General features: G+C 50.6%; 1 pseudogene. It reads left to right on the top strand.

What is annotated here, in order from left to right:
- Positions 1-233, top strand: a pseudogene (locus GT1_RS22030) (hypothetical protein); the annotation flags it as partial.

Here is a 233-nt window from a genome sequence, read left to right as displayed (position 1 = left end):
CGCGGTGAAGCTGGTCCTGCTGGTAAGGACGGTCAACCAGGTAAACCGGCTCCTAAAACACCAGAGGTCCCTCAAAAACCAGATACCGCACCACATACACCAAAAACTCCTCAGATCCCTGGCCAATCAAAAGACGTGACACCTGCCCCTCAAAACCCTTCTAATAGAGGTCTAAACAAACCACAAACACAAGGTGGTAATCAGCTCGCAAAAACACCAGCAGCTCACGACAC

The organism is Sporomusa sp. GT1 (assembly GCF_014634905.1).
Taxonomy (GTDB): domain Bacteria; phylum Bacillota; class Negativicutes; order Sporomusales; family Sporomusaceae; genus Sporomusa; species Sporomusa sphaeroides.
The sequence above is the reverse complement of the archived record's forward strand: the minus strand, read 5'-3'. Positions and strand labels throughout refer to the sequence as shown.